This is a genomic window from Pseudoalteromonas sp. P1-25 (genome assembly GCF_001401805.1).
In the GTDB taxonomy this organism is placed as follows: domain Bacteria; phylum Pseudomonadota; class Gammaproteobacteria; order Enterobacterales; family Alteromonadaceae; genus Pseudoalteromonas.
This window is the reverse complement of sequence record NZ_LKDW01000066.1, coordinates 1-1,682: the sequence shown is the minus strand read 5'-3', so window position 1 is coordinate 1,682 and position 1,682 is coordinate 1. Positions and strand designations below refer to the sequence as shown.

General features: G+C 39.1%; 5 tRNA genes. 3 read left to right on the top strand and 2 right to left on the bottom strand.

From position 1 onward, the window contains the following. Positions 1-2 precede the first annotated feature (2 nt). Both AN393_RS19500 and AN393_RS19495 read right to left on the bottom strand, forming a co-directional pair. Positions 3-78, bottom strand: a tRNA-Val gene (locus AN393_RS19500). Positions 79-221: 143 nt separating this feature from the next. Next, positions 222-297, bottom strand: a tRNA-Val gene (locus AN393_RS19495). 970 nt (positions 298-1,267) lie between these two features. Here AN393_RS19495 and AN393_RS19490 point away from each other — a divergent pair. The 3 genes from AN393_RS19490 (at position 1,268) to AN393_RS19480 (ending at position 1,672) form a co-directional block, all read left to right on the top strand. Continuing rightward, positions 1,268-1,343: transfer RNA gene (locus AN393_RS19490), tRNA-Ala, on the top strand. A gap of 36 nt (positions 1,344-1,379) precedes the next feature. Continuing rightward, positions 1,380-1,455, top strand: a tRNA-Glu gene (locus AN393_RS19485). A 141-nt stretch (positions 1,456-1,596) separates the two neighbouring features. Then, a tRNA-Glu gene (locus AN393_RS19480) sits at positions 1,597-1,672 on the top strand. The last annotated feature ends 10 nt before the right edge of the window (positions 1,673-1,682 follow it).

Here is a 1,682-nt window from a genome sequence, read left to right as displayed (position 1 = left end):
TGTGGTGGGTGATACTGGACTTGAACCAGTGACCCTCGCCTTGTAAGGGCGATGCTCTCCCAACTGAGCTAATCACCCACATATAAATTAAATGCTACTATTTAAAATAGTACTGGACTTTAACCAGTAAACGCCACCCTCTATTATTTAAACGGTGATGTTCTCTTTTCTAATTGAGCTAACAGCTCAATTAAAGTTCTAGACGTGTACACTTAGTAAAGTGGTGGGTAATACTGGACTTGAACCAGTGACCCTCGCCTTGTAAGGGCGATGCTCTCCCAACTGAGCTAATCACCCACATCTAAATAACATTGCATTGCTGCGTTGTTGTGGGGCGCTATTATAGATAGAGTTGCAAATGTGTCAACACTTGAATGATAAAAATGTGCTGAATGAAGGTTTTATAAACAACGCGATGTGGTTGGCGTTTACTTTATCACCAAATTTAAACAAGCAGGACAAATAAACAGCTAAATTAAGCGAAGTGACTGCCTTATTTTTTATATACAATAAAAAGCGTTTGCTTAAATAAACGAATAAAAGCCAATGTTTAAATTGATACATCAAGCGTGACGTCTTTTCACAAAGAAAAGTCATGGTCAAAAAAATTAAAATTTTAGAGCCACTATAAGTTAATCTTTAAAAAGGACGAACAGTTTAAAAGGAATAAGTCTTAATCTGTATTGCCATTAGTGCGAATAAACTTTAACTAACCTCAAGAGTTTTGGCACAGTGACAACTAAATAGAGCCTATTACCCAAATTTGATCTTAGCCTTTAAAACGACACGAGCTATTTGTTGGTATGTTTAACGACGATCTAATTCACTTCAACTTTTATATTTTTTCAAGCAATTTAAAAAGGGGAGGGATATGCATTTAATAAATAAGGTTATCGAATAGGGTTCAGAGATTTAAATAACACACTTATAATCGCAGGTTGGCCTGGTTTAAGTCATGGCAAAAAGTGCTTTTTGAATCTGTACTTAATTTGCATATAAATGTATACCTTTTATGGTAAACATTATTAGGTCATCAACGAGGTATGAATAGTTAATTAATCTGTTTATAGTGCTGTTAGGTGAAGTAGAGCCCGAATTTTATTGAAATTGCAATTTTTAGCATGCTTGATAGCCAGTTTGTTGAAAATTAAACCATTTAAATAAAGTGACATAAAAAACTGTTGACTTTATTTGGGGGGGTGCATAGAATGCGCCCCGCACTCAGCGATACACAACGTGTTAAACACGTTAGGTATTAAAAAGGTTTGGGGCTATAGCTCAGCTGGGAGAGCGCTTCGCTGGCAGCGAAGAGGTCTGCGGTTCGATCCCGCATAGCTCCACCAAATCTTTGTGCATGTCCTAGGGTAGCAGTTTTCTGTGTCCCCATCGTCTAGAGGCCTAGGACACCGCCCTTTCACGGCGGTAACAGGGGTTCGAATCCCCTTGGGGACGCCATCTAACAAATAGTTAGACGTGGTTTGACCAAGAGAAAAACGTAACACTTAAAGCTCGAGTCTTTATGTGTGTTAAGCGTATTACCTTAGCAGCTCGTGATATGAGTTAAACTTATCAACTGTCCTAGTGACACTTTTTAGTGTCCCCATCGTCTAGAGGCCTAGGACACCGCCCTTTCACGGCGGTAACAGGGGTTCGAATCCCCTTGGGGACGCCACTTACTATTT